The 21,418-nt window shown below is 40.8% G+C and carries 21 protein-coding genes; 10 read left to right on the top strand and 11 right to left on the bottom strand.

Translation table 11 applies throughout. The annotated features are described in order from the left end of the window. Nucleotides 1-100 precede the first annotated feature (100 nt). A complete protein-coding gene (locus tag ESA94_RS03555) occupies nucleotides 101-553 on the top strand; it encodes an FKBP-type peptidyl-prolyl cis-trans isomerase (protein ID WP_129129473.1) in 453 nt (150 codons plus the stop codon). 217 nt (nucleotides 554-770) lie between these two features. Here the strand turns inward: ESA94_RS03555 and ESA94_RS03550 are convergent, their stop codons facing one another. After that, nucleotides 771-1,316, bottom strand: a complete 546-nt coding sequence (locus tag ESA94_RS03550; RefSeq protein WP_129129472.1) for a hypothetical protein — start codon at nucleotides 1,314-1,316, stop codon at nucleotides 771-773. Between the two features lie 68 nt (nucleotides 1,317-1,384). Next, entirely contained in the window at nucleotides 1,385-2,230 is an 846-nt protein-coding gene (locus ESA94_RS03545; protein ID WP_129129471.1) for a CPBP family intramembrane glutamic endopeptidase, read from the bottom strand. A gap of 59 nt (nucleotides 2,231-2,289) precedes the next feature. On the opposite strand from ESA94_RS03545, the gene pepT reads away from it, so the two are divergent. Further along, entirely contained in the window at nucleotides 2,290-3,546 is a 1,257-nt protein-coding gene (pepT, locus tag ESA94_RS03540; RefSeq protein ID WP_129129470.1) for a peptidase T, read from the top strand. Here the strand turns inward: pepT and ESA94_RS03535 are convergent. Then, nucleotides 3,541-4,047 (bottom strand): hypothetical protein, encoded by a 507-nt coding sequence (locus ESA94_RS03535; RefSeq protein WP_129129469.1) that lies wholly within the window; start codon nucleotides 4,045-4,047, stop codon nucleotides 3,541-3,543. The genes pepT and ESA94_RS03535 overlap by 6 nt on opposite strands. Nucleotides 4,048-4,089: 42 nt before the next feature. Next, on the bottom strand, nucleotides 4,090-4,371 hold the full coding sequence (locus tag ESA94_RS03530) for a hypothetical protein (protein ID WP_129129468.1): 282 nt from the start codon (nucleotides 4,369-4,371) through the stop codon (nucleotides 4,090-4,092). Between the two features lie 194 nt (nucleotides 4,372-4,565). Here ESA94_RS03530 and ESA94_RS03525 point away from each other — a divergent pair, with 194 nt between their 5' ends. Continuing rightward, entirely contained in the window at nucleotides 4,566-5,495 is a 930-nt protein-coding gene (locus ESA94_RS03525; protein WP_129129467.1) for an SPFH domain-containing protein, read from the top strand. Between the two features lie 63 nt (nucleotides 5,496-5,558). Here ESA94_RS03525 and ESA94_RS03520 read toward each other — a convergent pair whose 3' ends face one another. From ESA94_RS03520 to ESA94_RS03510, 3 genes are all read right to left on the bottom strand, one after another. Continuing rightward, a complete protein-coding gene (locus ESA94_RS03520; protein WP_129129466.1) occupies nucleotides 5,559-6,167 on the bottom strand; it encodes a c-type cytochrome in 609 nt (202 codons plus the stop codon). 140 nt (nucleotides 6,168-6,307) lie between these two features. Continuing rightward, complete coding sequence (locus ESA94_RS03515) at nucleotides 6,308-6,733, bottom strand: nucleoside 2-deoxyribosyltransferase (RefSeq protein ID WP_129129465.1); 426 nt, start codon at nucleotides 6,731-6,733, stop codon at nucleotides 6,308-6,310. Nucleotides 6,734-6,941: 208 nt separating this feature from the next. Then, nucleotides 6,942-7,439, bottom strand: a complete 498-nt coding sequence (locus ESA94_RS03510) for a deoxycytidylate deaminase (RefSeq protein ID WP_129129464.1) — start codon at nucleotides 7,437-7,439, stop codon at nucleotides 6,942-6,944. A 419-nt stretch (nucleotides 7,440-7,858) separates the two neighbouring features. Here ESA94_RS03510 and ESA94_RS03505 point away from each other — a divergent pair, with 419 nt between their 5' ends. Next, a complete protein-coding gene (locus ESA94_RS03505) occupies nucleotides 7,859-9,877 on the top strand; it encodes a T9SS type A sorting domain-containing protein (protein WP_129129463.1) in 2,019 nt (672 codons plus the stop codon). Between the two features lie 80 nt (nucleotides 9,878-9,957). Here the strand turns inward: ESA94_RS03505 and ESA94_RS03500 are convergent, their stop codons facing one another. Continuing rightward, the gene (locus tag ESA94_RS03500) at nucleotides 9,958-11,526 is read right to left on the bottom strand and encodes a M20/M25/M40 family metallo-hydrolase (RefSeq protein ID WP_129129462.1); all 1,569 of its coding nucleotides are present in this window, start codon (nucleotides 11,524-11,526) and stop codon (nucleotides 9,958-9,960) included. A gap of 338 nt (nucleotides 11,527-11,864) precedes the next feature. Here ESA94_RS03500 and ESA94_RS03495 point away from each other — a divergent pair, with 338 nt between their 5' ends. Then, entirely contained in the window at nucleotides 11,865-13,670 is a 1,806-nt protein-coding gene (locus tag ESA94_RS03495; protein ID WP_129129461.1) for a hypothetical protein, read from the top strand. A gap of 93 nt (nucleotides 13,671-13,763) precedes the next feature. Here the strand turns inward: ESA94_RS03495 and lpdA are convergent, their stop codons facing one another. Next, nucleotides 13,764-15,170, bottom strand: a complete 1,407-nt coding sequence (gene lpdA, locus ESA94_RS03490; RefSeq protein ID WP_129129460.1) for a dihydrolipoyl dehydrogenase — start codon at nucleotides 15,168-15,170, stop codon at nucleotides 13,764-13,766. 363 nt (nucleotides 15,171-15,533) lie between these two features. On the opposite strand from lpdA, the gene ESA94_RS03485 reads away from it, so the two are divergent. Further along, nucleotides 15,534-16,229, top strand: a complete 696-nt coding sequence (locus tag ESA94_RS03485) for a MotA/TolQ/ExbB proton channel family protein (protein WP_129129459.1) — start codon at nucleotides 15,534-15,536, stop codon at nucleotides 16,227-16,229. A gap of 11 nt (nucleotides 16,230-16,240) precedes the next feature. Next, on the top strand, nucleotides 16,241-16,651 hold the full coding sequence (locus ESA94_RS03480; protein ID WP_129129458.1) for an ExbD/TolR family protein: 411 nt from the start codon (nucleotides 16,241-16,243) through the stop codon (nucleotides 16,649-16,651). A gap of 194 nt (nucleotides 16,652-16,845) precedes the next feature. On the opposite strand, the gene prmC is transcribed toward ESA94_RS03480, so the two are convergent. Then, entirely contained in the window at nucleotides 16,846-17,739 is an 894-nt protein-coding gene (gene prmC, locus ESA94_RS03475) for a peptide chain release factor N(5)-glutamine methyltransferase (RefSeq protein ID WP_129129457.1), read from the bottom strand. Between the two features lie 128 nt (nucleotides 17,740-17,867). Between prmC and ribD the strand changes: the two genes are divergently transcribed. The 3 genes from ribD to ESA94_RS03460 are packed head-to-tail and all read left to right on the top strand — an operon-like array spanning nucleotide 17,868 to nucleotide 20,490. Further along, nucleotides 17,868-18,944, top strand: coding sequence for a bifunctional diaminohydroxyphosphoribosylaminopyrimidine deaminase/5-amino-6-(5-phosphoribosylamino)uracil reductase RibD (gene ribD / locus ESA94_RS03470; protein WP_129129456.1), 1,077 nt, complete (start codon nucleotides 17,868-17,870; stop codon nucleotides 18,942-18,944). A 17-nt stretch (nucleotides 18,945-18,961) separates the two neighbouring features. After that, nucleotides 18,962-19,837 (top strand): hypothetical protein, encoded by an 876-nt coding sequence (locus ESA94_RS03465; protein ID WP_129129455.1) that lies wholly within the window; start codon nucleotides 18,962-18,964, stop codon nucleotides 19,835-19,837. A 47-nt stretch (nucleotides 19,838-19,884) separates the two neighbouring features. Continuing rightward, nucleotides 19,885-20,490 (top strand): IMPACT family protein, encoded by a 606-nt coding sequence (locus ESA94_RS03460; protein ID WP_129129454.1) that lies wholly within the window; start codon nucleotides 19,885-19,887, stop codon nucleotides 20,488-20,490. 94 nt (nucleotides 20,491-20,584) lie between these two features. Here the strand turns inward: ESA94_RS03460 and ESA94_RS03455 are convergent, their stop codons facing one another. Continuing rightward, nucleotides 20,585-21,352, bottom strand: coding sequence for a YdcF family protein (locus ESA94_RS03455; RefSeq protein ID WP_129129453.1), 768 nt, complete (start codon nucleotides 21,350-21,352; stop codon nucleotides 20,585-20,587). Nucleotides 21,353-21,418: the final 66 nt, after the last annotated feature.

Genomic DNA, 21,418 nt, shown 5'->3' with positions numbered 1-21,418 from the left:
TTATTGGGGTTTTGTATACCAAATTTGCACAAATAATATGGTAAAAAAAATTATTGGCAGGGTTGGTGTTTGCGGGTAATTTTGCTTCAAATTACAATTTATGCAACAAGCAAAAAAAGGCGATACCGTTCGTGTGCATTACACCGGTAAATTAACAACGGGCGAGCAGTTTGATTCAAGTGCAGGTCGTGAACCCCTTGAGTTTGAAGTTGGTGCCGGTATGATGATTAAAGGATTTGATGATGCGGTGGTTGGTATGGCCATTGGCGATAAAAAAACAATTAATATTCCGCCAAATGAAGCTTATGGCGAACGTAACGACCAGATGGTGATCGATTTTCCGCTTTCTAATTTTCCTGATGATATGACGCCGGAAATTGGCATGCAGCTGATGATGAACAACAGTGCAGGTCAGCAGTTTCCTGTAACCATTACCGAAGTAAAAGAAGAGGTGGTTGTGCTGGATGCAAATCATATGCTGGCAGGTAAAGAGCTGGTATTTGATATTGAAATGGTAGAAATTGATTCGAAAGGACTGATCATTGTTCCGTAACAAGTTTATAGCTTATTGTTACAAGCTTTACTACTACTATCAGCGGCATTGGCGTCGCACTCTTGTACAAAAGTTCAATAAGCAACATAAAAAACGGTTCGCATTATTGCGAACCGTTTTTGTTATATAGAATTCCACAAGTATAAAAATGAAATTACTTCTGTTCATCAAAGTTTGAAAAGCCTGTAACGATAAACAAGAAACTATAAACTTGAAACTACTTCCTCCCCATCCACCAGCCCAACCACAAACCAACCAGGCCCCAACTCGCAAAAGCATCCATTAAATAGGCATTGATATCATGTTTTGGGTACCATATATGACCCGTATATGGACCATTGGCAAAACAAATGATACCTACAAATATGCTGGCAAGAAAATAAGAGCCAAAACTTTGTGCTGTCATCTTTGAAAAAATCCACGCAAGTAAACAAACAATAATGATATTCGTCAATGCACCTCTGGCCATGTTCATACCCATATCCATTTTCCAGGCTTTGTAATAGCTTAGTTGAGCCCAGGGCTTACCATCTACTTCTTTCATAAACTTCTCCATTTCTTCGGATGAGTTTTCGTTTTGCAGACGAGGCATAAAATAAGTGCCCTCTTCCAAACCCGAATTGTTGAGGAACTGTAGAATTGTGTCTTGCTTAGGTGTGTAAGCCTGTCCCTTATCATGAAGATTAGCAACTGCGAAAGAAATGGTTTGCCATGTAAAAAGTAAAAGACCGCCCACAAGGCCGCCGATAAGAATCTTCTTCATGTTTGTTGATTTTGGTGAAACAGTAAAGTAGAGAATAGAACGAGTATTCGCAAGTTCTGAATACACAATTATTCAACGCTTTTGTACTTACGCTGAAATACAACAAAGAGAAGGATGCCGGTTATACTTAAAATAAAGGTTGCAAGCCACGATGCTTCAAGACCAAATGCACCGCCTGTGAGTAATGTTGAACCACGTAGGTTTTGTTCGAGCATTACCGGTAAATCAAGTCCGCTAACTTCAAAACCTAATACAGGTCCCTGGAAAAAATTCCAGCTGAAATGAAAGAAAATGGAAAACCACAGGTTGCGTGTAAAAATATAGTTGGTACCCATTAATGCACCAGCAACAAAAATATTCAGAAATGCAATTAACGACATACCTGGGTTTAAGGTATGAAAGCCTGCAAACAAAAGCGCCGATATAAGCAATGCAGGCAGCTTGGGCATCGCTTGTAAAAGGTTGTTGAGTATGTAGCCACGAAACACAAGTTCTTCTGAGAAACTTACAAGGATGAGAATGAACGTTATCTGCAATATCTCAATCCAGTTAATATCGGCAGTAAACCATTGCAGCAGCTGCATGGCCCATAATACGGCTGCAAGTATAGTGATGGCAACAATGCCGGTTAAAAAACCTGTGTTGCGTTCGTTTGTAAAACCTTTCCATTTAAAACCGAGACTTGCAAACGATTTTCGGTCGATTGCTTTTCTGAAAATCCATACACTTAAAAAAGCGGAAAGAAAAATGAGTACTGTTCCAACGTAAAACAAACTGGTATCGGTTTGCGGTAAACCAAGTACAACAAAAAAGACAGCAACAAGCGTGCTGCCAAAATAGGTTAGCATGGTAAAGAAGATAACAAAGAGTAAAACTCTGAGCCAGCTTTTTTTAATTGCAGCAGTGGAATCCATAGAACAGTTTTGGGTTGAGCGGTGAAACGCTGTTATTTTACATTCTCAAAAATAAGTGTATGGCAGCAGAATACAAGTATGGAACAGCAGATCGGTTAATGCGATATGTACAGGTAGATACACAAAGTGACCCTGAAAGTAATTTATCGCCAACAACCGAAAAGCAAAAAAACTTATCGGCCATGCTCGTAACAGAATTGCTGGCAATGGGCATTGCCGATGCGCATATGGATGCTTACGGTTATGTGTACGCTACAATTCCATCAAACACCACAAAGCAGGTTCCTGTTGTTTGTTTCTGCAGCCATGTAGATACAGCACCCGATTGCAGCGGAACCAACGTAAAACCTATTCTGCATACAAACTACAATGGAGGCGATATTGTATTGCCGGATGATGAATCGCAGGTTATCAGTCCGGCGAAATACAATTATCTCAAACAGCATATTGGAAAAGATGTTATTACGGCCAGCGGTACAACTTTGCTTGGTGCCGATGATAAAGCAGGTGTAGCTATTATTATGAGTATGGGCAATTATCTGCAACAGCATCCCGAAATAAAACATGGTGCTATTAAACTTTTATTTACACCTGATGAAGAAGTAGGAAGGGGTACAGATAAAGTGGATCTGCAAAAATTAGGAGCCGATCTAGCCTACACTTTGGATGGTGGCGAGTTGGGAACTTTAGAAGATGAAACCTTTAGTGCCGACGGCGTAAAAATTATTGTGCATGGTGTAATAGCGCATCCGGGTTATGCAAAAAATACACTTGTAAATGCATTGAAAATTGCAGCGGAAATAGTGAGTGCGTTACCAAAGCAGGAGTGGAGCCCTGAAACAACGGAGAAGCGGGAAGGTTTTGTACATCCCGTTGCAGTTACAGGTATAGCAGAAAAGGCAACGATCGAATTTATTGTTCGTGATTTTACAACTGATAATTTGCAGAAGCATGAAGCCCGTTTAAAAATCATTGCAGAAAAAATAATGCAAGAATACCCTGGCTGCAGCATGGAGTTTATTGTAAAAGAACAATACCGTAACATGAAATTGATTCTTGATCAACATCCGCAGATTGTAGCAAATGCAGTGGAAGCATATGAGCGTTGTGGTTTAACTGTTGTAAAAGAACCTATACGTGGCGGTACCGATGGAAGCCGCTTAAGTTACATGGGTTTGCCTTGCCCCAATTTGTTTACAGGTATGCAGGCCATACACAGCAAACACGAATGGGTAGCTGTGTACGACATGGAGCAAAGCGCCCATATGCTTATTGAACTGGTAAAAGTATGGGAAGAAAAAGCCAAACAGCTATAATCCCATCCCGTAAGCTCCTATTAAAATGGCAATGTAAATGATCAATACAAACAGGTAAACAATACCGATAATACTTAAGATCAAACCAACTTTTGCAAGGCTTTTGTTGGTTGGTTCTAAAGTGCCGGGAGCGAGTTTTTCTTTTGTGGTTGCAGACTTTGAAAGAAAAAAGCCCGGTATAGCCAGCAAAGGAAAAATTACAAGACTGCATACACCTAATATAAATCCTGCTAAGGCCTGATTGTTTGCTTTCTTCGCATCAAATTCCGGTTCGGGGGTAAGTGTGGTGTAATACCATAAACCAATGCGTTCGAATAAGCCTAGTTTACGACCCAGCTTTTTTTCTGTTGCTTTACGAAAGCTCTTAAATGAAGTGTGTTTTTCTTTTTTTACAACAGTTGTCGGTTCAGTTTTTACCGGCAAAATGGGTTCTGCTGCATTTGTAAAAACAGGCGCAACAAAGAACATGGCTAGCAGTGTAGCGAGGATTACATTTTTCATAAACGTAGTTTGGTATAAAACAAATTTAATGAGTTGAATTGGTTACATGCGAACAAAATTGCTTTCTGTTTTTTCGGCAGGCCAAATGCGAAGCCCCCAATAGATGGGGAAAGCGATGCTGTTTACAAAAATGAACAGCAGTACCCAGATAATGCGTTCTTCTGGCTTAACACGGGTGTTGTTAATTGCATGAATAATAAAGAATACGAGTAAACCAAGATGGATAATGCCCAGTACAAGAGCAGTAATAATAAAACCTGTCATGTTGAAAAAGAATATTTCGGGTGGAATGTCTCCCTGATATTCCCTTTCTAACTTAAGCATCTCCGGCAGAAAATTAATAAGCATATATCCTATAAGAACAACGGATGCTATAATGGGAAGAAAGGAAAGGAATCCAATGAAGATTTTCTTACTGCGATTCATGATGATAGTTTCCTGAAAGATACAAAAACTGCAAACAGATTCCTTCTCTTAATTAACAGGAATGTGCTACTTTGGATTTAAATTTTACTACTATGTTAGATTTATTTGTTAGCTATTGGTTTGTCTTCGTTATCCTCATCATTGTCTTTAGCGGTTTGTTTACCGTTAACCAGGGTACAATGGCTGTAATTACCATGTTTGGAAAATACCAGCGCTCTGTTGGTCCGGGTTTAAAATTTAAAATACCACTTATTGAACAGGTGTACAAACGGGTAAGTATTCAAAACCGTTCGGTAGAACTGGAATTCCAGGCAGTAACGATAGACCAGGCGAATGTTTATTTCAAAAGCATGTTGCTGTACAGTGTTCAGAATTCAGATGAAGAAACAATCAAAAAAGTAGCATTTAAATTCATCAGCGATAAAGATCTGATGCAGGCATTGGTACGTACAGTTGAAGGAAGCATCCGTGCTTTTGTGGCAACCAAACGCCAGGCCGAAATTCTTTCATTGCGCAGGGAAATTGTGGAGTTTGTAAAAGATCAAATCGATCATTCGCTCGAAGATTGGGGCTATCATTTACAGGATCTGCAGATCAACGATATAACTTTCGACCAGGCTATTATGGAAAGTATGAGCCGTGTGGTAGCAAGTAACAACTTAAAAGCTGCTGCAGAAAACGAAGGACAGGCGTTATTGATCACTAAAACAAAATCGGCAGAAGCAGAAGGTAATGCCATTAAAATATCAGCAGAAGCAGAAAGAGAAGCTGCACGTTTAAGAGGGCAGGGTGTGGCATTGTTCCGTAAAGAAGTTGCACAAGGTATGACGGAAGCTGCGGAACAAATGAAACAAGCTAATCTTGATACCAATGTAATTTTATTCAGCATGTGGACGGAAGCTGTAAAGAACTTTGCAGAGTATGGCAAAGGCAACATCATTTTCCTCGATGGCAGTGCAAGCGGAATGGAATCGACAATGAAACAGATACAGGCGTTAATGGTGAAGCAGGCAGGTAAATAATTTTTCAAACAACATGTATAAAAAAAGACCACAGCTGTGGTCTTTTTTTATACAATGAATAATCTAACTTTTTACAGGTGGCGGTGGTGCATTGATCTTTGCCTGCGGTACTACATTCTTAACCGGTTTTGTTGATTTGAGGTAAGCGAAAATGGCACTAATTTCATCATCGGTCATATGTTGAAATGCCTGCCAGGGCATAGGCGGTAAAATGGGGCGTGTGTTATCCAGGCCTTTGAATTTACCTTCTCGTAAAACTTTTTTAAACTGTTCTTCTGTCCACATACCAATACCGGTTGAATCGCTGCTGATGTTTCCGGCATACGATTGTCCCCATGGCCCAATAACAGAAGTAAAATCCGGAGCAAATAATACCCAGCCCGATTTTAATGCTGCATCATTTGTTGGAGGTAATGTGCTGGTAGATGGATGACCGCTGAAACGAAGTTCAGGAATGATCTCCGGACCCTGCGGTCCTAAACGTTTGGGTGAATGGCAAATTTCGCAGTCGTGTGACGCAACTAAACGTTCGCCTTCTTTAATCATTTCTTCCGGCGATTTAACAGGAACTTCTTTGGTGCCTGTGTTTGTTTCCGGAGCCTGTTCGTTACAGGCATTCATAAAAAACATGCTCAACAGAATAACGCACAGCAAATACATGGAGTTACGCATGGTTGGTAATTTTGGAGTAAAAAATAATAGCAGTTACGAGAGGCAAGCTGGCATGGCTCGTTAACAGAGGAGTACGAACAGTTTAGAAATGTAGAAAGTTTCTCTGTAAAATCATAACATCAGCAACAATAAAATATTGCTTAGCTATTGCTGGCAACGGCAACGGGCTGCAGTAGAATTTCTTTTACAACATTGTGTAATTGTTGTTGCAGATCGTCGGCACTTTTGTAAATAACAGCGTAATCACTAACACCGGAAAGTGTAGTAGAGTGTTCCGATTCTTTATGACGTAAATAAACTACCGGCTTTTGTTTTGCCTTTGCATAACCTGCTTCAATACCAATGCCAATGCCTTTGTGCGATGTTTCTGCAATGAGAATATCGCATTGGTCGAGAGAAGCAAGTGCAGCCTGCATCATTTCCTGTTCCTGTTCGGGTTCAAACTTGTGTTGGTCTACAAATACCAGCGATTCAATCTGGTGTTCTTCCAATACAGTCATAATAGCTGTAATAGCGGTGTTTAAACTGCGGCGTTTTTGGTAACTGATGGAAATATAGGCTTTCATACTCCTGCAAAATACGATTTGGAAAGTAAGATAAAGGAATACCAACCCGCCTAAGTGAATAAAAAGTTAATCACATTTATGGGGAAAAATTTATGCATTTCCTTAACTGCTTCGTTTACAGGTACAACCGCTTTTTTCGTTTTGCTAACACCTATAAGTGGTAGATGGGGAAGTGTTTTTTTTCGTATGGCTCGAAAATAATTGCCTGTTATATTTCTGTTTCCTTAAATGAAAGTTGCAGGTGTTGGATGTCGGTTTCTACTTTTCTGTAAATAACACCTGCTGTTTGTAACATGCGTTTCGATGCAAGCGATGAATCGGTTGTTCCATATTTGTCCGATAGAAAGATAACTTCTGATATACCCGCCTGTATAATTGCTTTTGCGCATTCGTTACAAGGAAAAAGAGCGGTGTAAATTCTGCATCCATGAAGATCCATGCCAATATTGTTGAGAATAGCATTTAGTTCTGCATGGCATACATAGGGATATTTTGTTTCAAGAAACGCACCCTGTTTATCCCACGGAAATTCATCATCATTACAACCTGCGGGTAAACCATTGTAGCCGGCGCCAACAATTTTATTTTTTGTGTTTACAATGCACGCTCCAACCTGTGTGGAAGGATCTTTACTTCGTTTTGCCGAAAGTAAAGCAACCCCCATAAAGTATTCGTCCCATGAAATATAATTGGCTCGTTTGCTCATAAAAAATACGCAGTGCTTTAGTAATTAATTATGGCAGCGAAGGTAACAGGAAACATGGTGTTTAAACAGCATATTCTCTTTTCTTGTATTCGGGCATTTAAATAATTGCATATTTTATTGTAATAAGTTGAAGGAAGACAGGCACTTATAATGAATAGTATTTTTACTAAGTGATTTGTCTCTTTTGCCGGTTACGAGTTTTACTAGCTTTGTGTTAGAATTATAAGTGTTTTCGATTATCCGATCCCAATGAAAATGAATATTTCTTCAGTATTTTCTCTTATTCAGTTTCACAAGTATTTACGGGATTCGATTTGAATGAACAAGCTGTAAGGCGGCTGTTTACGATAACTAAATCGTAAAACGCTAATTGCTCATCGTATCAACACGTATTAACCTAGTAATTATAACCTATACTTATGAAACATTTAGTACCCTTCCTTATTCTTCTTGCTGTTAACAGCTTGCATGTTAAAGCTCAATTGGCAAATGGCGGAACACTTGCAAATTTTACAATTGATGGTGATACAAAAGTTGGTTATGCAAAATTCGGCACAACAACACTTCTTGCATATAATAACGATGATTGGTTTTTACCTGCAGCATATTCAGGTACAGGAAGAGGAGTAATTGACACTACCGGTGCTTCAGCTTACAGAACAAGATTGATGACCGGTGAAAACATTTCCTTCAGCCGAAGAATGAATGTTGTGAATAATACAACTGTGAATGGAAGAGTTTGGATTGACGGGTTATATGTAAGAGATTATACTGGTAGTGCAGTTGGTTCCACTACAACTTACGATAGTACAACTTTTGGTAATGCAGCTAAAAATGCAGATAATCCCAATACTGGCTGGAATGTAGGTACGCAAACAATACCAAGTAAGAATGATCTTGTTGATGGATTTGCGCACATGCGGAGAGATGGGAGTTCGGCAAGCGACTCGTTATGGATGAATTTTGGCATAACTACGCTGGGTGTACTAGGCTCCCGCTATTATGATATAGAGCTTTTTAAAAAATCATGTGTTTATAATGCAACAACAGGTTTGTTCGCTACCGGTGGTACAGAAGGAGGACATTCCGAATGGAAGTTTAATGCAAGTGGGCAGATTATTCAAACAGGCGATATGATCATTTCAGCTACATTTAGTCCTGGCTCAGCTCCTGTACTCGACATCAGAATCTGGATTTCAGCTTCTACTTATAGCACAGTAAATCCGGCGTTCTTTAATTTTAATGCAAATTTCGATATGCCATCGGGGGGCAGTTATGGCTACGCACAAATTGTTTCAAATGCAAACACTACAGCGTTTGGTGCGGGTACGTCTAACTACAGTGGCATAGCACTTACCGATACTACATATGCTACACCATGGGGTACAACAACTTTTAATTCTTCAAATACACAACGGATATGGTCTTCTAATTTCGATCAACTTCAGTTTGTTGAAACCGGTATCAATTTAACAAGGATAGGATTAGATCCTGCTTTGTATACTGCTTTAGGTATAGGTCAATGTACACCATTGTTCAATTCTGTTTTTTTTAAATCAAGATCATCGGCTTCCTTTACATCAAACCTGCAGGATTTTATGGGGCCTTACGATTTTGGAGCATTGCCATCGGGTTCTGCAGTGAATGCTTCTTCAAATTTCCCGGCTTTGTGTCCTAACAATCCTGTAAGTACACTTTTTGTTAATAACCCTGTTAGTTCATCTTCTTACGAATGGAGTACACCCAACGGAAGTATTACTACCAATCCGGCAACCGGCACATCTGTAAATATCAACGGTCCCGGTATTTACTATGTTGCGCAACGCTTGTATAACGGATGTGAAGTACATGCAGTTGATACCATTCAGATTGTTTATACAACAGGCAGTTGTTCAGTTTTGCCCAACGCAAAAGTTGAAATAAATGGAAACAGCAAAGGCAATAAAGCGTTTGTGGGTTGGAAGGTTGATGCTGAAATACTTTCTTCAGCAAATAGTTTTGTGGTTGAACGAAGTGCAGATAATGGAATTTATGTAACGGTTGCTGAAGTTAATGCGGTTGTACATAAAACTGTTTATGCTGTTGAAGATATTCTTTCAGCGCAGGGAGTTGGGTTTAACTACAGAATAAAAGTGATCATGAAAGATCACTCAATTGTATATTCTTCTTCTGTTTTGATAAAAGCTAATCAATTAACGGATGAGTTAAATTTTTATCCCAACCCTGCACAGCACGAACTGAATTTATATACCGGAGCTCCTGTTAAAAATGCACAGGCGGTTATATACGATGTGTCCGGTGCTGTTTTGCAGCAAACAACTTTTTCAGGCAGCAACCTTAAGATGAATATCAGCTTGCTTAAGCCGGGTACGTATTATTTGTATGTGCAGCAAAAGGATGCTGTTGCAGCTAAAATGTACAAGTTTGTAAAACTTTGATCTTAGTGTGTAGTAGTTTGAATGGTTATAAATAAAAACAGCCCTGCTAAAAGCGGGGCTGTTTCTTGTAAATGCATTTTTTATCGTTGCGTTTGTACAGGTTTCGGCATTTCTTTACGTGGTAATAAACCATCACGCATTGCTGTGTTGTACACAAAGCTGGCAACAATTACAGCCATTTGTTTAAGATCATCTGCAACCAAATGATCGTAGCTGTCCATGGTGGTATGATGTGTTCTGGTGTCGTATTCAATTTCGTCCTGGATAAACTGAAAACCCGGTATACCTAATTCGTTAAACGAAATATGATCGGTACCGCCGGTGTTTTGAAGTGTAAGCGTTGAAGCGCCCATTTCTTTAAACGGCTCCAGCCATTTCGAAAAAATCGGTTGTACGGCAGCGTTACCTTCTAAATACACGCCTCTTATTTTTCCTGTTCCGTTATCAATATTGTAGTAAGCAGAAATTTTTCCCTGTTCAGGTTTAATTTCTTTTGTTACACGATCGCCCACATAGTTTTTGATCCAGCCACGGGAGCCAAGTAAACCTTGTTCTTCGCCGCTCCACAATGCAATGCGGATGGTGCGTTTCGGTTGCAGGTTCAATGCTTTAAAAATGCGCATCACTTCCAGCATTACAGCACAACCGGCCGCATTATCAGTTGCACCTGTTGCACCATGCCAGCTGTCGAGGTGTGCACCAATCATTACCACTTCATCTTTCAGTTTGGGATCGGTTCCTTTTATTTCGCCAATAACATTGTAACCTTTTACATCTTTACCCGTAAACTCCGATTGTACATCTAATTCCATACTCACTGGTGTGCCCATGTTTACCAAACGATTGATGGTTTTCAGATCTTCATACGCAACAGCAATTTCCAGTACCGATGGTTTGCCGTTTACAAAATCAACACGGTTACCAGCGGGGTTTTGTACAAAAATGGTTCCGTCGTGCGATGCTGTGCTGGCGGTTAAAAATGCTGCAGCACCTTCGCTTGTAATTAATTCTTTAATGAGTGTGTTTAAACGTTGTGCAGCTCCAAAGCGTGCCATGTTTGGATTACCACCCTGGCGTGGACCTTGTGGCTGTGTTGGAATTTGATACGCTGCCATTTTTTGCAACTCATCTTCGGTATAACGGGTTGCATCTGGTTTAAAACTGTGCTTGTATTCGTCTGTACGATTTACCAATACTACTTTGCCTGCAAGCTTGCCTTTGTATTGCAGTAATTCTGTTGAGTCTTTTACATTAATCACAACTACTTCTGCTTTTTGCAAACCCTTTGTACTTTGTGTCCATGTTTTTGGATAGGCAAGAATAGGTTTGTAATAAGGTGCAGTCATGGCTACATAGCTTTTTTTCAACTGCCAACCCTGGCCAAATTCGCCCCATGCATCTAAGCCTGCTTTGGATACGCCCCATTTTTTCATTTCGGCAATGGCATAGTCCGCAGCACGGTAATAGCCGGGCGAGTTGGTTAAACGTGGACCACTTACATCGGTTAAATGAAACGCAATGTTCATTACCTGCGAATTGGTTGTTCCCTCTTTAATGATTTTGTTGATGATTTCCTGATCTACTTTTTCTTCCTGTGCAAGAGCCGAAAGGCTTAGCAACAAGGAAGCCGATAACAGAAGCTTTCTCATACTGGTTGTTTAAATGGTTTATGCCTGAAAGTAAAGAACTCACAGAAAAAAAGCAGGGCTTTCGTTGCAGCGGTTGATAGAGTGGTTGGATGGTGAGGGTTGCCAACTCCCGAGCCTGCCGAAGGATGAAGGTTGGCAACCCTTGCGCAACTGGCTTACAAACCATAACCGAACTGACGAAGGTCAGCCGCAAACAGGTTTCCTGTCATTTAACTGTACAACAGAAGCTTGGCAAGTCGCAATAATTTTGCGAACGAAAAAGGTTTCTAAACAACCAACTGTTTTATTGATCACTCCAAACGCAACAGGCAATTTGTTAGTGCCTGGTTATTTGCAGCATGAATTATTCTTCTCCGCACAGGTTTCATATCCCCGTAATGGGATTGGCCTACACTGTTGATAGTCCCATTAAAGTTGCACGCTTCGGTATCTCTTCTGTTATTTCCATTGTGGAAGACAGGTTAATTGAAATGATGCGTAGCCATTATTATCAAACAGCCAATCTTCCTTATCATCCCATTGCAACGCATGAAGAAGATTACAGGGCTAAACGTATTGCTGACTATCTCAATCTTGTAAACAGCATTGTGCAACAACAGGTGGAGAAGCTGAAGACAGCTGCATTTGAAAAAGGCTCGGAGATCATCAAGTATTTTGAAATGCTGCCTGAGGACAGTGCTTTGAAGCAACTGTATAAGCAAATGATGAAGATGAGTCATCAACACGAAAAAGAAAAGATTGAACAGTATTTGCGTTCGCAGATTGTGCCTGGTGCAATTGATGTAAACATCATGACCAAGGTTGATCGTGAAACTTTCAATAAAGAAGGTGTGTTACAGGAAGATGGTTCGGAAGCTGTTGCTGCCTTACGTGGATTTGTAAAAAGCGATCTTGCTAATTCGTCCGTAATTTTTTCTGCAGGAATGAATCCACGTTTGTACAACTATCTTGAACAATGCAAAGAACTGGATGCAAATGAGGAAGGCGTGTTTAACAAGAAAGTAGTGGTGAAGGTGAGTGATTACCGATCGGCATTGATACAGGGAAAATATTTAGCCAAGAAAGGTATTTGGGTAAGTGAGTTCAGAATTGAATCGGGGTTGAATTGTGGAGGACATGCATTTGCAACAGAAGGTTATTTGCTTGGGCCCATACTCGAAGAGTTTAAAACAAAGAAAGAAGAATTGACAAGTGCTTTGTTTGAAATTTATAATGCGGCACAACAGAAAAAGAACAACCGCAGTTTCGATAAAGCACCAGCGATTGTGTATTCGGTACAAGGCGGCATTGGTACAAGCGAAGAAGATGAATTCCTGCATCAGCAATACGGCATACAAAGTACCGGCTGGGGAACACCGTTTTTATTAGTACCCGAAGCAACAACGGTTGATGAAGAAACCATGCAACTGTTATGCGCAGCCAAAGAAAACGATGTGGTGCTGAGCAATAACTCGCCGTTGGGTGTACGTTTTCATTATCTCAAAGGAACAAGTTCAGCAAAAGAAAAAGAAACGAGGATCAACAAAGGAAATCCCGGCAGCCCCTGCACCGAAAAGCATTTGTCGTTTAACACCGAGTTTACAAAAGAACCAATCTGTACTGCATCAAAAAAATACCAGCAGTTGAAGCTGGAACAATTACAGTTGTTGCAATTGCCGCAAGCGGAGTATGAAAAGCAGGCACAGCAAGTGTTGGATAAAGAATGTTTATGTGTTGGTCTCAGTAATTCTGCTGCAATAAACTATAAGCAAACTTTTGTAAAGAAGTTGGAAGCCGTAACCATTTGTCCCGGCCCGAACATTGCCAATTTTTCCAAAGTGGTTTCTTTGCAAACAATGACAGATCATATTTACGGCAGAGAAAACATTATGGAAAATAAAAGCAGGCCGCATATGTTTATTGCCGAATTGCATTTATATATGAACTACCTGCGTGAGCAATTGGCAGAAGGAGCAACTGTTGAACAGGATGCGAAGAAGAAAAAATACATTACTTCTTTCTGCAGCAACCTGCGTGATGGGATTGACTATTACCGTAATCTTTCTGTTGTTGCGGTAAGTGGGAGAGAGGAGTTTGATGCGGCTTTGAATAGCGTAGAAGAAGAACTCGATTTATTGATGACTGTTCATCGTAAAATAATTTAAATCGGTCAACGGAAAAGAAAAGCCCCGATTTTAAAGTCGGGGCTTTGTTTATCTCTTAAAACCGTGAAATCCTAATAATCACGGTTCGGACAATTAAATATCAATCGCCTCACCGTAAGCAGCAGCAGTTGCTTCTTTCACTGCTTCACTCATGGTAGGATGCGGATGCACTGAGTTAAGGATCTCATGGTAAGTTGTTTCCAGCTTACGTGCAACAACCACTTCGGCAATCATGTCTGTAACACCCATGCCAATCATGTGAGCGCCGAGGAACTCGCCATATTTCGCATCGAAAATTACTTTTACAAAACCTTCAGTAGCGCCGGCAGCACTTGCTTTACCACTTGCCATGAACGGAAACTTACCAACCTTTACTTCGTAACCTGCTTCTTTCGCAGCTTTTTCGGTATAACCTACGCTTGCAATTTCAGGCGTGCAATAAGTACAACCGGGAATGTTGTTGTAGTCCATTGCTTCAGGAGTATGGTGGTATTTCTTTTCGAGGTAACCCATGTGTTCAGCTGCATTGATACCTTCTTTACCTGCAACGTGTGCAAGGGCCTGGCCGGGAGCACAGTCACCGATAGCATAAATGCCGGGCACAGATGTTTGCTGGAACTTATCTACAACGATCTTTCCTTTTTCAGTTTTGATACCGTTTTCTTCAAGTCCGATGTTTTCGATGTTGGCAACAACACCGGCAGCACTTAACAGAATATCTGCTTCAAGTACTTGTTCGCCTGCAGCTGTTTTAACAGTAGCTTTTACACCTGCACCTGAAGTATCAACTTTTGTTACTTCGGCGCTGGTCATAATGGTGATGCCTTTCTTCTTGAACTGTTTTTCCAGTTCTTTCGAAATGTCTTCATCTTCCACAGGAACCACACGTGACATAAATTCAACGATGGTGATCTTTGTACCCATGCTGTTATAGAAATCTGCAAACTCAACACCAATAGCACCACTGCCAACCACGATCATTGATTTTGGTTGATCGGCCAAAGTCATTGCTTCACGATAGCCAATGATCTTTTTACCATCCTGCGGCATAGAAGGCAACTGACGGCTGCGGCCACCTGTTGCAATCACAATATATTTTCCTTCAACGATGCTTTTGCTGCCATCGGCTGCAGTTACTTCCAGCTTGCCTTTGCCGGCAATTTTTCCGTAACCCATAATTACATCAATCTTGTTTTTCTTCATGAGGAAGGTAACACCTTTGCTCATTTTATCGGCCACACCACGGCTGCGTTTTACCACACCGCCAAAATCGTGTTGTACACTCGAAGCGGCAATACCATAATCGGCACTGTGCTTCATGTATTCGTACACCTGCGCACTTTTCAGCAACGCTTTTGTAGGAATACAACCCCAGTTTAAACAAACACCACCAAGGCTTTCTTTTTCAACAATTGCTACTTTAAAACCAAGCTGAGAAGCACGGATAGCGGCAGGATAACCACCAGGACCACTACCAAGAACAATAACGTCGTATGCCATACAGAGAATTTGAAAATTTGAAAATGCAGTAATTTGAAAATTATCGGCTGCGAAGGTAACTTAAGTGAAGGAAATAGCAAAAGGGAAGAAGCTGCTGGATGTTAGCCGATAGTTCACAGCCCGTAGCCAATAGTTGGTAGTAGTTAGGGCAGATTTTTATGACTTGTAACTACGTACTATTGGCTATCGGTTTATTTCTTTCGGCTTCTTTTAGCTTATCCATAACACAAATCGTTAAAACATGGCTGCATATTTGACTGTGGAAAATAAACAGCAGCTCAACACGTTAAGTTGCTTTGTACGATTTACATTTGACCGGCGGGAACGTTTGCGTATCCGCATTACTAAAACCATTTGAACAGTATGAATTTTTTTCTTCTCCAAGTGCAGAATGCAGTTGATACCTTAACCAACGCTGCAACTCAGGCCGTTCCTAAAAAAGAAATGCATTTAATTGATCTGTTGATGCAGGCAGGATGGATCATGATTCCGTTGCTGTTGTTAAGCATTGCCACCGTGTATGTGTTTGTTGAACGCTGGATGGCTATTAAAAAAGCAACAGAAGTAGATGGCAATTTCATGAACATCATCCGTGACAATATCCTTAGCGGAAACGTTACTGCTGCCCGCAATTTTGCACGCAACACCAACAATCCCGTTGGACGCATCATCGATAAAGGTTTGCAACGTATTGGTAAACCTATCGACTCCATTGAAAACAGTATGGAGAATGTGGCGCAACTGGAAATGTACAAACTGGAACGTAATGTAAATGTACTTTCGGTCATTTCGAAAGTGGCACCCATCTTCGGTTTCGTTGGTACTCTGGTTGGTTTGATGCAGTTGTTCTTTAACATCAATGCAACAGGCGAATACGAACTGAGTACAATTGCCGGTGGTATTTATACAAAACTGATCACATCTATCAGCGGTCTGGTAATTGGTTTGATCGCCTACCTGTTTCACAATATTCTGCACACGCAGGTAGAAAAAGCGTTGAATAAAATGGAAGCGTCAGCTGCCGATTTTCTTGATGTATTACAGGAACCCACCCGTTAAACTGATGAAGCATGAATTTAAGAAAGAAAAGAGCTGAATCGAGTGAGGTGTTTACAGATGCGTTGAACGATATCCTGTTCATCCTGCTGATGTTTTTCCTGATCGTATCTACACTGGCTAATCCCAATGTGCGCAAAGCATCGTTGCCAAAAGCCAAGAGCAATACAACAGCCAAACAATCTGTTGCTGTAACAATCGATTCGTTAAACCGTTTTTATGTAGAAGCAAAACCTGTTGATCCGTTGATGATGGATAGTGCATTGGCAAGAATCATCAATGCAAAACGGGCCAATGGGGAAGAACCAACCATTGCTGTAAACGCCGATCGTAATTGCAAACTGGAAAGTTTTGCTGCGGTACTCCGTGCTGCCGATCGCTTAGGTGTAAAAGCGGTGATGAATGTAGATAAGAAAGGACTTTGATAAATACGAAGTTAGAAGTACGAGGTACGAAATACAGCCCGTCAGACGTTCTCATCTGACGGGCTTTTTGTTTATGGTTTGTGGTTTATTGTTTTTTGTTGTTGAGCAATTGAACAGGCATCAACAGCATTGGCGTCGCACACTTGTACTGCAGTTCAGTATTAAACAGAAGCAGCCTAACTATAAACAAAAAACTAAAAACCATAAACAGCTTTTATCATCCGTTCATTGCCGCTCATATCTTTCCTTAACTCAACAGTAAATCCTTTTTGCTGAAACAGCGCTGCAGTTTCTTTTCCCAATTGCTGATTGATCTCCACATACACGGCTCCGTTCGGTTGCAAATGCTGCAGTGCAAAATCAGCAATCTTACGGTAGAACAACAATGCATCTTCATCGGGAACAAACAATGCTTTGTGCGGTTCAAACTCCAACACATGCTTACTCATAGTGGTTGCTTCGGTGTTTTTAATATACGGCGGATTACTTACGATGATATCGTATTTGTCGAGAAGGCTCCATTTGCTTTCATCTAAAAAATCGAGCAAATGAAAGTTGATCTCTGTTTCATTGTTCACCGCATTGGTTGTTGCTGTATGCAAAGCTTCGCTGCAAACATCAACGGCTGATAATTTAGCATCGGGCAAATTCTTTTTTAAAGAAATCGGAATGCAGCCGCTGCCGGTACCAATATCGAGAAGACGTAAGTACGAAGTACGAGGTACGAGGTACGCAGGCATTTCGGTTCGTACTTCGTACTTCTTACCTCGTACCTCTTTCACGATCCAATCAACCAGTTCTTCTGTTTCCGGTCTTGGTATCAAAACGCTTTCGTTTACTTCAAACTTCAATCCGTAAAACCAGGCTTCGTTCAATACATATTGCAACGGACGATGCTTGAGCAGTTGTTGAAGAACTGACTTGATCTCTTCTTCTTCTTCTGCGGTAACTGCTGCAGCTTCTAAACTTCGGAAATTCTTTTTGCCAACATGTTCAGTCACTAAACGGGCGATAGCTTCTGCTTCAGACGGTTCGTGTGCAACAGTTAGTGCTTCCCGTAAGTGTTGATATTGTTCCTGCCAGTTCATTTCTGCAAAGCTAATTCGGTTGGCGATAGATATGCCATACTTACGACATTATAATCAAATTTATCAGGTGCTTAAAGTCTGGCATACCTTGTCCTCGCTGCGAAACCGTTACTTTTGCAGCCTTACAGATGACTATCCACGAACAATACATGCAACGTTGTATTGAACTGGCCCGCAACGGAGCCGGTTCTGTTGCGCCTAATCCAATGGTTGGGGCAGTATTGGTACACGATGGAAAAATTATTGGCGAAGGATGGCATCAACGTTATGGCGAAGCACATGCCGAAGTGAACTGCATAGGTCAGGCCACTCAAAGTGGCCAGACCGGAAACCTGCAACAATCAACACTCTATGTTTCTTTAGAACCCTGTGCCCATTTCGGTAAAACACCTCCCTGCAGCGATCTTATCATCAAACATAAAATTCCAAAAGTTGTTATTGGTTGTCGTGATCCGTTTGAAGAAGTAAACGGAAAGGGAATTGAAAAACTGAAAGCAGCGGGCTTGGAAGTGATCGTTGATGTGCTGAAAGAGGAGTGTGTTGAACTGAATAAACGCTTCTTTACATTTCATCAGCAGCAACGCCCTTATGTGATTTTGAAATGGGCGCAAACGAAAAATGGCATCATCGGTTTCAAGTCTGCAGAACGTTTGCGTATCAGTAACGAATTCACCAATCGTTTGGTGCATCAATGGCGAAGCGAAGAAGCAGCAATTCTTGTTGGTTCTAATACAGCTTTGTTAGATAATCCGCAACTCAGCAATCGTTATTGGGATGCGGCAAAACAACCAGTTCGTTTAGTTGTAGACCGTCAATTAAAATTATCCTCATCATTAAAATTATTTAATGGAGAAGCTGCAACCATTGTGCTGAACAATGTGCAGCAATCAAATGAAGGAGCTGTGCAGTATGAACAACTGAGCGGAAACGGTTCTGTTGTGCAACAGGTTTTGCAGGCGCTGCATCAACGCAAGTTGAACAGTGTATTAGTGGAAGGTGGTGCAGAACTGTTACAGCATTTCATCAACGAAGGGTTGTGGGATGAAGCACGCATCATTACCAATGAAGAATTGATTGTTACAGATGCTGTAAAAGCACCGTTGCTGCAAAACGAATTGCAAACAGAAATACAACAGCTCGGCAGTGATAAAATTTGTTGGTATAAAAACAAGCTGCAAAATCCAATCATACATCCTACATCATAAATCCTACATCGTTTATCATGCTCTATCTCATCGGCAGTATTATTCTTACCTCATGGCTCACACTTTCGTTTAAAGTAGTGGAGCGTTTGGGTGTAAATACATTTCAGTCGATCGTGTTTAACTATATCAGTTGCGTAATTACGGGTTCGTTTGTGAATGGCGCATTCCCCATCAATACTGCAACTGCACAGGAGCCCTGGTTTGGCTGGGCATTCCTAATGGGATTTATTTTTGTTTCACTTTTTAACGTCATTGCATTTACAACACAAAAGCTGGGTGTTGCCATTGCATCGGTTGCCAATAAACTGTCGCTGGTTATTCCATTCGTGTTTTCTATTTATTTGTACAGCGAAACTGTAACCATATTGAAAGTGTTGGGAATCTTTATTGCCTTACTTGCGGTGATGTTTACCTGCTGGCCTTCTGCCTCAAACAAGAAAGAAAAAACAATCAACCCCACCTGGTATTTTTTACCTGTAATCATTTTCATCGCAAGCGGATTGCTTGATACGATGATTAAATACGTGGAGATCAGTTTTATCGATCAGCAGAATCACAATGCATACCTGATCACAGCATTTGCGTCGGCTGCTTTCTTTGGAGTGCTGGGTATGTTGTTTCTGCTCTTTACCAATCGTATGCGTTTCGATGCAAAAGCGATACTTACGGGATTAATGATCGGCGTGCCGAATTATTTTTCCATCTGGTGCTTAATGCATGTACTTAAAGCCAATGCAGGAAACAGTTCGGCCATTATACCAATCAACAATACAGGCATTGTGTTGTTCAGTACAGTTGCCGCACTTATTTTATTCAACGAAAAATTAGCAAAGATCAACTGGCTGGGTATTGCACTATCGGTGCTTGCCATTGCCCTGATCGCATACGGGTAATATTCGCTACTCATTATTCATCACTCATTACTCATCCTTTCCACTACATGAACGAAGAATTTTACTATACCATTTCACAATCTGTTGTAGCCGAGTTTAAAGACAGGGGCAGTCGTTTCCTTGCCTATGCTTATCCCATTGCATCGGTTGATGAGTTTAAAGAAAAGCTGAAGCAACTGAAAGAAGAACATTCAAAAGCAGTGCATCATTGTTTTGCTTATCGGTTAGGAACAGATGGTAATACCTATCGTGTAAGTGATGATGGTGAACCATCGGGAAGTGCAGGTCGGCCTATACTTGGACAGATCGATAGCAAGCAGGTAACCAATGTGCTGGTGGTGGTAGTGCGTTATTTCGGCGGAACATTGTTAGGTGTACCGGGACTCATCAATGCCTATAAAACAGCCACAACACTGGCGTTGCAAACAACACCCATCATTCAAAAACAAATTGAAGTGAACTATTTGCTGCATTACGATTATACACGTATGAACGATGTGATGATGATCGTGAAGCAATACAACTGCACGGTAGTAAAGCAGGAGCAGAATCTTTTTTGCGATGTAGAGATCAGTATTCCTAAAAACCGTTTGGAAGAAGTGCTGTTTAAATTAGGCGAGATGCATACAGTGGAAGTGAGGAAGAAGTCCTGAGCGAAGTCGAAGGGCTGTTAAGTTCATCGAGCGGAGTCGAGATGGACGCTTGCGGTTTGCTTCGTACTTCTATCTTCGTATTTCGTACTTTTCTTCACGCTTTTCCCGTCATCTTGTACACAAATAATCCTACAACTTCTTTCAAATAAATATCCCAGCCCGTAAATGCGTTGTGCGAAGGCATAATTGAACTGAGAAATTCCTGCGGATTATCAATTGCATTAAAATTACAAGGATACGCAACAGTTGCAATGCCGGCTTTTGTAAATACCTGTTGCGAACGTTTCATGTGTATGGCTGAAGTAATGAGCAGAAAGGGGCCCTTTTGCGATGTTGAGTCGAGCAGTTTCTTTGAGAACAAGGCATTCTCATACGTATTGCGACTTTGATTTTCGGTAAGAATATCTTCTTTCGGTACGCCCATTTCCTGCAGTTGTATTGTTACAAAATCTGCTTCTTTAAACTGCTGACGTGTAGAATTTATACTTCCGCTGCCACCTGTGATCAGAATTTTTTTGATATAGCCCAGTTTATACAAACGCACAGCCTGTATAAATCTGTCGGCCGCTCCTCCGTAAAAGCCCTGTTTCGATTTAAATTCGAAACCAACAAACCCGCTAAGTAAAATGCCCACACTATACTGCTCGTTTTGCTGAAAGATTTTTTGGTTGGCCTGCCAGTTAACCGTAAGCTTATGAATGATGTAGGGGTTAGAAAATATTAAAAACCAGCAGCAGGTAATGATGATCCAGCGTTTCTTTTTCCGGGCATCTTTTACAAAAAAGCATAGCAGTACCAATACTAACAGCCAATTAAATGGCGACAATAAAAAATTAAAGACTTTCGACAGTATGAAGAACATAGCGTGAAGATAAAAATTTCCACGGCCTGAAAAATTTTTATGCAGCACGCAACATTTAGCAGGGAT

The sequence above is a fragment of the Lacibacter luteus genome (assembly GCF_004118265.1).
Taxonomy (GTDB): Bacteria; Bacteroidota; Bacteroidia; order Chitinophagales; family Chitinophagaceae; genus Lacibacter; species Lacibacter luteus.
This window is presented reverse-complemented; position numbering and strand designations above follow the sequence as displayed.

Bases quoted from the DNA above. Each gene is read 5' to 3' on its own strand.
- ESA94_RS03525 (WP_129129467.1), top strand. From the start codon at position 4,566: ATGTTAGATTTATTTGTTAGCTATTGGTTTGTCTTCGTTATCCTCATC.
- ESA94_RS03545 (WP_129129471.1), bottom strand. From the start codon at position 2,230: ATGGATTCCACTGCTGCAATTAAAAAAAGCTGGCTCAGAGTTTTACTC.
- ESA94_RS03515 (WP_129129465.1), bottom strand. From the start codon at position 6,733: ATGAAAGCCTATATTTCCATCAGTTACCAAAAACGCCGCAGTTTAAAC.
- ESA94_RS03455 (WP_129129453.1), bottom strand. From the start codon at position 21,352: ATGTTCTTCATACTGTCGAAAGTCTTTAATTTTTTATTGTCGCCATTT.
- ribD (WP_129129456.1), top strand. From the start codon at position 17,868: ATGACTATCCACGAACAATACATGCAACGTTGTATTGAACTGGCCCGC.
- ESA94_RS03505 (WP_129129463.1), top strand. From the start codon at position 7,859: ATGAAACATTTAGTACCCTTCCTTATTCTTCTTGCTGTTAACAGCTTG.
- ESA94_RS03500 (WP_129129462.1), bottom strand. From the start codon at position 11,526: ATGAGAAAGCTTCTGTTATCGGCTTCCTTGTTGCTAAGCCTTTCGGCT.
- ESA94_RS03480 (WP_129129458.1), top strand. From the start codon at position 16,241: ATGAATTTAAGAAAGAAAAGAGCTGAATCGAGTGAGGTGTTTACAGAT.
- ESA94_RS03485 (WP_129129459.1), top strand. From the start codon at position 15,534: ATGAATTTTTTTCTTCTCCAAGTGCAGAATGCAGTTGATACCTTAACC.
- ESA94_RS03555 (WP_129129473.1), top strand. From the start codon at position 101: ATGCAACAAGCAAAAAAAGGCGATACCGTTCGTGTGCATTACACCGGT.
- ESA94_RS03465 (WP_129129455.1), top strand. From the start codon at position 18,962: ATGCTCTATCTCATCGGCAGTATTATTCTTACCTCATGGCTCACACTT.
- prmC (WP_129129457.1), bottom strand. From the start codon at position 17,739: ATGAACTGGCAGGAACAATATCAACACTTACGGGAAGCACTAACTGTT.
- ESA94_RS03495 (WP_129129461.1), top strand. From the start codon at position 11,865: ATGAATTATTCTTCTCCGCACAGGTTTCATATCCCCGTAATGGGATTG.
- ESA94_RS03550 (WP_129129472.1), bottom strand. From the start codon at position 1,316: ATGAAGAAGATTCTTATCGGCGGCCTTGTGGGCGGTCTTTTACTTTTT.
- ESA94_RS03530 (WP_129129468.1), bottom strand. From the start codon at position 4,371: ATGCTTAAGTTAGAAAGGGAATATCAGGGAGACATTCCACCCGAAATA.
- ESA94_RS03510 (WP_129129464.1), bottom strand. From the start codon at position 7,439: ATGAGCAAACGAGCCAATTATATTTCATGGGACGAATACTTTATGGGG.
- pepT (WP_129129470.1), top strand. From the start codon at position 2,290: ATGGCAGCAGAATACAAGTATGGAACAGCAGATCGGTTAATGCGATAT.
- lpdA (WP_129129460.1), bottom strand. From the start codon at position 15,170: ATGGCATACGACGTTATTGTTCTTGGTAGTGGTCCTGGTGGTTATCCT.
- ESA94_RS03520 (WP_129129466.1), bottom strand. From the start codon at position 6,167: ATGCGTAACTCCATGTATTTGCTGTGCGTTATTCTGTTGAGCATGTTT.
- ESA94_RS03460 (WP_129129454.1), top strand. From the start codon at position 19,885: ATGAACGAAGAATTTTACTATACCATTTCACAATCTGTTGTAGCCGAG.
- ESA94_RS03535 (WP_129129469.1), bottom strand. From the start codon at position 4,047: ATGAAAAATGTAATCCTCGCTACACTGCTAGCCATGTTCTTTGTTGCG.